This window comes from Geobacter sp., from assembly GCF_027327745.1.
Lineage (GTDB): Bacteria > Desulfobacterota > Desulfuromonadia > Geobacterales > Geobacteraceae > Geobacter.
The window spans coordinates 39781-47044 of record NZ_DAHVYG010000018.1; the positions used below are offsets into that span (position 1 = coordinate 39781).

General features: G+C 65.6%; 7 protein-coding genes and 1 riboswitch. All 7 genes read right to left on the reverse strand.

Annotated elements, in window-relative coordinates:
• Nucleotides 1–105: 105 nt before the first annotated feature.
• Nucleotides 106–185, reverse strand: a riboswitch (cyclic di-GMP riboswitch).
• A 220-nt stretch (nt 186–405) separates the two neighbouring features.
• Nucleotides 406–1092, reverse strand: coding sequence for an FKBP-type peptidyl-prolyl cis-trans isomerase (locus tag M6689_RS03275; RefSeq protein ID WP_298267778.1), 687 nt, complete (start codon nt 1090–1092; stop codon nt 406–408).
• 330 nt (nt 1093–1422) lie between these two features.
• Nucleotides 1423–2592, reverse strand: coding sequence for a dihydrolipoamide acetyltransferase family protein (locus tag M6689_RS03280; protein ID WP_298267782.1), 1170 nt, complete (start codon nt 2590–2592; stop codon nt 1423–1425).
• Between the two features lie 11 nt (nt 2593–2603).
• Entirely contained in the window at nt 2604–3566 is a 963-nt protein-coding gene (locus M6689_RS03285) for an alpha-ketoacid dehydrogenase subunit beta (protein ID WP_298267785.1), read from the reverse strand.
• Nucleotides 3567–3723: 157 nt separating this feature from the next.
• The gene (gene pdhA / locus M6689_RS03290; RefSeq protein WP_298267787.1) at nt 3724–4782 is read right to left on the reverse strand and encodes a pyruvate dehydrogenase (acetyl-transferring) E1 component subunit alpha; all 1059 of its coding nucleotides are present in this window, start codon (nt 4780–4782) and stop codon (nt 3724–3726) included.
• A gap of 64 nt (nt 4783–4846) precedes the next feature.
• Nucleotides 4847–5578 carry an amino acid ABC transporter ATP-binding protein gene (locus tag M6689_RS03295; RefSeq protein ID WP_298267789.1) on the reverse strand — a complete coding sequence of 244 codons (732 nt, stop codon included), beginning with the start codon at nt 5576–5578 and terminating at the stop codon, nt 4847–4849.
• On the reverse strand, nt 5568–6371 hold the full coding sequence (locus M6689_RS03300) for an amino acid ABC transporter permease (RefSeq protein ID WP_298267791.1): 804 nt from the start codon (nt 6369–6371) through the stop codon (nt 5568–5570). The genes M6689_RS03295 and M6689_RS03300 overlap by 11 nt, the downstream gene beginning before the upstream one ends.
• A gap of 4 nt (nt 6372–6375) precedes the next feature.
• A complete protein-coding gene (locus tag M6689_RS03305; RefSeq protein ID WP_298267793.1) occupies nt 6376–7185 on the reverse strand; it encodes a transporter substrate-binding domain-containing protein in 810 nt (269 codons plus the stop codon).
• Nucleotides 7186–7264 lie beyond the last annotated feature (79 nt).

A 7264-nucleotide genomic window follows, 5' to 3' on the forward strand; every position in this document is an offset into this window, starting at 1 on the left:
CACCTCCTTGCAACATTGATGGCCCCCCATGCGGGGGACCTTTCCCTCTCTCTCGGGCTGCAGCTCCCAAGAAAAAAAGCCGGACTGCCTGGGGATGGTAACTCCTTTGGCAACCCGGCTGTCTTCTGTGCGGAAGATCCGTGGCTTTCCGTCCCCGTCTCGCGACGGGTTTGGCTTTTTCAAAACCTCTTAAATTGTCTAGGCTTGACGGACGGTGAACGTCCGATTTCCTACCGCCTGGATCAAGTTAGAACTCGCAAATAGAGTGCCAAACTGTAACCTGACGGAATCACTTGAAGGGTAAGATCGCACCCTCCGATTTTGTAAGGAAGTCCGACGAAAAACGGGGTCCGAGTATCGGAAAAATTTACAACCCCTTGTTTCCGTGAGCAAAGTTGCCACCCCTCATTTCGGAGGTTCCACGGAAATCAGCTCGAGCTCGTAGATCACGGCGCGGTCCGCCAGCGGTCCCCGGTCGTCGAAGGCGAGCCGCGGCGGGAGGAACAGTTGCCACTTTGCCCCCTCGGCCATCAGCGGGAGCGCCTCCTGCAGGCCGGGAATGACCTTGCCGAGCGGGAGGCTCCGCGGCTTTCCGTCGCGGTAGGTGCTGTCGAACTCGGTCCCGTCGGTGAGGGTGGCGCGATAGTTGATCGTGACGGTGTCCTTGAGGGTCGGCTTGCGGCCGCTCCCTTCCTTCAGCACCTTGTACTGCAGCCCGCTCTCCAGGGTCCGCACCCCCTCCTTCCGGGCGTTTTCGGTCAGAAATTTCTGCGCTTCGTCGCGATACCTGGCCGCCAGCCGTTTCATCTGCTCTGTCTGGCCGGCCACGATTTTCTTCTTCAGGTCGACGAGGATCGTGCGCATCTCGTCAAGGGGGATGGCGCTCCTGTTTTCCTTGAGGCCGTCGGTGAGCCCCTGCAGCACCACCTCGGGGGTGAGGTCGACCCCCTGGTGCCTGAAGTCGCTCCCTACCTGGTACCCAATGCTGTAGCTGAGCCTGTCCTGTTCGCTGCCCGGGGCCTTCTGCTCGGCGGCCCGGCAAACACCGGAGGTGAGAATGATAGCGACAGTGCCGGCGACGAGACGCTTCATGGACGATTCCTTTCAGGGCGTTGTTGGCTCCAACTCATGATGGCGGGATGCTTAAATTTGATAGTGGTAATTTTAACGTAAAAAATTTTATTGCAAGGCCGGGGGAGAAAAAATTAGAGGAAAAAAATTTTGATTTATTAGCCGGTTGCAAACCCCTCACCCCTGCCCCTCTCCCTCAGGGCGAGGGGCAAAACCCTCTCCCCGTGGGAGAGGGTGGCCGCAGGCCGGGTGAGGGCGAAGGATGAGCCATGGGCAATTGGCGTCATCTTGATTGCAAAGTGGAATTAGCTTGAGAGGGGTGGGGATGAGGCAGGCGCGCCGGGACCGAGGTCAGATGCTCTCGATAAAGAGAAGTGCCGGGTCCTCCAGGTAGCGGACCACCTGCGCGAGGAAGGCGGCGGCGTCGGCCCCGTCGGTGACCCGGTGGTCGAAGGTGAGGGAGAGGGGAAGGATCTTGCGGATGGCGATCTCACCCCGGTGGACCCAGGGGCGGTCGGCGATCCGGCCGAAGCCGAGGATCGCCACGTCGGGCCAGTTGATGATGGGGGTGGCGAAGATGCCGCCGAAGTGGCCGTAGTTGGTGAGGGTGAAGCTGCTCCCCTTCATCTCGTCCAGGGTGATGGTCCGCTCCCGGGCCTTGCGGCCCAGCTCCTGAACCTCCGCCGCCAGCTCGATGATGCTCTTCTTCTCCACATCCCGGATCACCGGCACCATGAGGCCGTCGGGGGTCTCCACGGCGATGCCGAAGTGGTAGTGTTTCTTGATGATGATCTCGCCGGCCGCGTCGTCGATGGCGGCGTTGAGATAGGGATGCTCCCGCAGGGCGTGCTGAACCGCCTTGATGAAGACGGGGAGGAAGGTGAGGTGGGCGCCCCGGGCCTCCGCCTCGGGCTGCTCCCGCTGGCGCAGGGTCCAGAGTTCGGTGATGTCGGCCTCTTCCATGCCGGTGACGAAGGCGGTGGCCCGCTGGGAGGCGATGACGTTGCGCGCGATGGTCCGCCGCACCCCCCGCAGCGGAATCCGCTCCACCGGGCCGAAGCCCTCGGCGGCGGCTTTCGCCGGCAGGACCGTCTTTTCCAGGTCCTCCGGGATGATGCTCCCCCGGGGACCGCTTCCCCGGATCTCCCGAAGGTCTATCCCCCGCTCCCGGGCGAGCTTGCGGACCTGCGGCGTGGCGAGGATCTCGTGCTCCTCCTCCGCCTCCGGGAGCTCGCCCACGATCCCCACCGACACCTTCGGCGGAGGCGCCGCCGGCTCTTCTTCCTCTCCGGCAATGGTGAAGAGCGTCTCCCCCACCCGCACCGTCTCCCCTTCGCGCCGGGCCAGCCGTCCCACCTTCCCGGCCCGGGGGGAGGGGACCTCCACCACCGCCTTGTCGGTTTCCACTTCCGCCACCGGCTGGTGCTCGCGGACGCTCTCCCCCTCGCGTACCAGCCAGCGGCGCAGCTCCGCCTCGGTGATTCCTTCGCCGAGATCGGGGAGTTTGAAGTCGTAGGGCATGGGGATTCTCCTCAGTAACGCAAAACCTCATCCAGCGCCCCCCGGATCCTCTCCGGCGACGGCAGGTAGTGATCGACGAGCTTCGCCAGCGGCACCGGGACGTCGGGGCCGGCGACACGAATCACCGGCCCCCGCAGGTGGAGGATTGCCTCCTCCGCCACGGTGGCGGCGATCTCGGCGCCGAGGCCGCAGGTGAGGGGAGCCTCGTGGACGACCACGAGCCGGCCGGTCTTTTCCACCGACGCCAGCAGCGTCTCCCAGTCGAAGGGGGAGAGGGTCATGGGGTCGATCACCTCGGCGTCGTACCCCTCCACCGCCTTCAGGGTCCGTTGAAGCATGCTCCCCCAGGCGACGACGGTCACGGCGCCCCCCGGCCGGGCGATGCGGGCTTTCCCCAGGGGAAGGGTGTACTCCCCTTCCGGCACCTCCTCCTTCACCATCCGGTAGAGGCGGGTCGGCTCCAGGAAGAGGACCGGGTCGGGGTCGCGGATGGCGGCGAGCAGCAGCCCCTTGGCGCTGTAAGGCCCCGAGGGGACCACCACCTTGATCCCCGGCATGTGGCAGAAGAAGGCCTCGGTGCTCTCCTCGTGGAGCTCCGGCGCCTTGATCCCGGCGCCGTAGGGGGTGCGGACCACCAGCGGGGCGGTGAAGCGCCCCCGGGAACGGGTCCGGATCCGGGCGGCGTGGGCGAAGAGCTGGTCCATGGCGGCATAGATGAACCCCATGAACTGGATCTCCGCCACCGGCCGCAGCCCGTAGGCCGCCATCCCCACCGCCGCGCCGACGATGGCCGACTCGGAGAGCGGCGTATCGATTACCCGCGCGGCGCCGAACTCCTCGAAGAGCCCTTCCGTGATCCGGAAGACCCCGCCGTCCCGTCCCACGTCCTCGCCGAGGACCACCACCCGGTCGTCCCGCGTCATCTCCTCCCGCAGGGCGAGGTTAATTGCCTGGACCATGTTCAGTTGTGGCATGCGAACAACCCTTTATCGCCACAGAGGGCACAGAGGTCACAGAGAAAAACTAGAGAAAAAACGCAGAAAAATTGATTCGTGCAAGGAAACGCGAAGATTTCCCCGGATCTTGCCCTCTGGGCTGGTTCGCTCTCTTTACCCTCTGTGTCCTCTGTGGCTAGCTTGCTTGTTCTTTTTGCTTTTTTTGTCGCGGCGACAGCTCCCCGCTCACGAAATCGAACATCTCCCCCGGCGCCGGCGGCGGCACCGCTTCGAAGCGCCGCACCGCCTCGTCGATCTCCCCCTGGGCCTTGCCCTTCATCTCGGCGGCGTAGTCCTCGTTCCAAAGCCCCCGTTTCGCCAGGAACCGCTCGAAGCGCAGGAGCGGGTCGCGCTCCCGCCAGGCCGCCACCTCTTCGGCGGGGCGGTAGCGGCTGGCGTCGTCGGCGGTGGTGTGGTCGGCCATCCGGTAGGTGAGGCACTCGATGAAGGTGGGACCGCCGCCGCTACGGGCCTTCTCCAGCGCCTCCCGCGTGGCGCGGTGGACGGCCAGGACGTCGTTGCCGTCCACCTGGATGCCGTCGAAGCCGTAGGCGAGGGCCTTCTGGGCAAGGGTTCGGGTGGCGGTCTGGGCCGAGAGGGGGACCGAGATGGCCCACTGGTTGTTCTGGCAGATGAAGACCACCGGCAGCCGGAACACCCCCGCCAGGTTGAACGCCTCGTGAAAGTCCCCCTTGGAGGTGGCCCCGTCGCCGAAGTAGGCGACCACCGCCATCCGATCCCCCCTGGTCCGGGCCCCCAGGGCCGCCCCCGCCGCGTGGGGGAGGTGGGTGCCGACCGAGACGCAGACCGGGAAAACGTTCAGGCCGTCGGGGGTGCGCAGGCCCCGCTCGTCACCCCCCCAGTACTGGAAGAGCTGGTGGATCGGGTAGCCGAGGGTGAAGAAGACCCCCATCTCGCGGAAGGAGGGGAAAATCCACTCCCCCCCGGCGAGGGCGACGGCGCTCCCCACCTGGGCCGCCTCCTGGCCGAGGACCGACGGGTAGGTGCCGATGCGCCCTTCGCGCTGGAGAGCCAGGGCGCGGCCGTCGAAGGTGCGGGTGAGGAGAAGGAGATAGTAGAGCCGCCGGAGCTCGTCGCCGGAAAGATCGGGGAGAAGCGCCTCGTCGGCGTTCCCCTCCGGGTCGATGATCTCCAGCCGTCTGACGGAGAAGGTGGCGAGGGTCGATTCGGGCATAGATTAATGGTAGCGGGCGCCGGCGCGGAGTCAAGCGTTGCCCCGTCCGTCGGGGCGGGACATCTCAGTATTTCAGGACCTTCGCCAGGAAGTTCCGCAGTTTTTCGCTCCGCGGCCTGGCGAAGAGCTCCGCCGCCGGCCCCGCCTCGGCGATCCCGCCGTCGCAGACGAAGATGCACTGGTCGGCCACGCTCCGGGCAAACCCCATGTGGTGGGTCGCCATGATGATGTCCCGCCCTTCCTGCCGCAGTTCCGTGATGATGTCGAGGACCTCGGCGGTCATCTCGGGGTCGAGGGCCGAGGTCGGCTCGTCGAGGAGGAGAAACCGCGGACGGATGGCGATGGCGCGGGCGAGCGCCACCCGCTGCTGCTGCCCCCCCGAGAGTTGGGCCGGTTTCTTCCCGGCATGGGGGGCGAGATGGAAGCGGTCAAGGAGCGTCCCCGCCTCGGCCCGGGCCGCCTCCGGCGCGAAGCCGTGGACCTTCACGAGAGGGAGGGTGATGTTGTCGATGGCCGAGAGGTGGGGAAAAAGGTTGTAGGCCTGGAAGACCGTCCCGATCCGCCGCCGGTGGGCGAGAAGGCTCTCTTCGGCAAAATCCACCGGCTCCCCGTCGATCTCCAGCTCCCCCTCGTCCGGTGCGATGAGCCCGCCAATGACCCGCAAGAGCGTCGTCTTCCCACCCCCAGAGGGGCCGATCACCGCCAGGGCCTTGAACTCCGGGAGGTCGAGGGAGAGGGAGTCCAGCGCCGCAAGGGGTCCAAACCGTTTCGTGATGCCGGAGAATCTAAGTCTCATAGCGGTATTTCTTCTCCAGCCAGCGGGAGAGGAGCGAGATCGGGAGGGTGAGGAGAAGGTACCCCACCGCCAGCGGCAGGTAGCTCTCCAGGGTGCTGTAGGTGAAGGCATTCACCTCCTGGGCGTTGAGGGTGAACTCGCTCACGGCGATGATGGAGAGAAGCGAGGAGTCCTTGATGAGCGAGGCGAACTGCCCCGCCAGCGGGGGGAGGGTCTGGCGCAGCGCCTGGGGAAAGATCACGTAGCGGTAGATCTGGCCCTTGGTCAGGCCGATGGCCCGGGCCGACTCCAGCTGCGATTCTCCCACCCCCTCGATCCCGGCCCGGATGATCTCCGAGATGTAGGCCCCGGCGAAGAGCGAGAGGGTGATCACCCCCACCAGGTAGCGATCCTCCACCCCGAAGGCGTCGGCCACCACGTAGAAGAAGACGAGGATCTGGACCAGCAGCGGCGTCCCCCGGATACCCTCGATGTAGAGGGTGCCGAAGTAGCGCAGCGGCAGGAAGCGGCTCCGGCGGGCCAGGGCGAAGAATAGCCCGATCAGGAGCGACAGGCAGAGGGCCGCCGCCGAGATGGCGAGGGTCATGAGCCACCCCAGGACGAACTTCTGCCGGTAGGCGTAGACCGACTCCCACCCCCAGTGGTACTGGAGGGAGTGGAAGGCGTAGGCGAAGACGAGGGCCACGAGAAGAAATGCCGAGAGAAAGCCGGCGATGCGGGCCGGGAGGGGGATGGGGCGTTCCTCCGGCCCGGGACGGGGAGCGCAGAAGAGGCGGGTCAGCAGGGGGCGCATCGGGCTAGAGGTAGAATGGGTAGCCGAGCTTCCTGAACGCCTCCTTCTGCTCCTTCAGGTACTTGTCGCCGAGCCTCTCGAAGCCACCCCTGCTGCGGAAATCCTTGAGAAAAGCGTTGACCCTGGCCTTGAGTCCGCCGTTCCCCTTGCGGATGCCGATGGCCCAGGATTCCTTCTGGAACGGCTCCAGGATGGCGCGGGTGGTGGTCGGGTTCTTCCGCCAGCTCTGGTAGGTGGACATCTGGTCGTAGATGAAGGCGTCGGCCTTCCCCTGCACCACCTCCAGCACCGCCGCCGCTTCCTTGTCGAGCACCAGGAGGTTCGCCTGTTTGATGTGTCTGGCGGCATAGGCGTGACCGGTGGTCCCCTTCTTCACCGCCACCGTCCGGTCGGGCTGGTCCAGGTCCCGGATCGATCTGACCGGCGAATCCTTCTTCAGCAGCAGGCAGAGGCCGGTGTTGAGGTAGGGGGCGGAGAAGTCGATGGACCTGGCCCGTTCCTCGTTGGCGGTCATGGAGGAGATGATCAGGTCGATCTTGCCGGTCTTGAGCGCCGGGATCAGGCCGTCGAAGGCGATGTTCCGGATAACCACCTTCTTGCCGAGGTACCTGCCGAGCTCGGTGGCGAGGTCGACGCTCACCCCGGTCGGTTTGCCCGCCGTGTCGGTCATCTCGAAGGGGGGATAGGCGAGCTCCATCCCGACGACGATGGTGTCCCGGCCGGCGCCACGGGCCGCGGAAGCGATGAGGGGAAGTGCCGCGAGAAGGAGGAAAAGGAAAAACCCTCCGGCGAGGAAACGATGGCTGCGGTTCATGGGCTTGCTCCTTGTTGTGGATATCCCCGGAAATTCTAGCCCTCCCGGGCCGGTTGTCAATTTGGGACCGTTTGGGAGT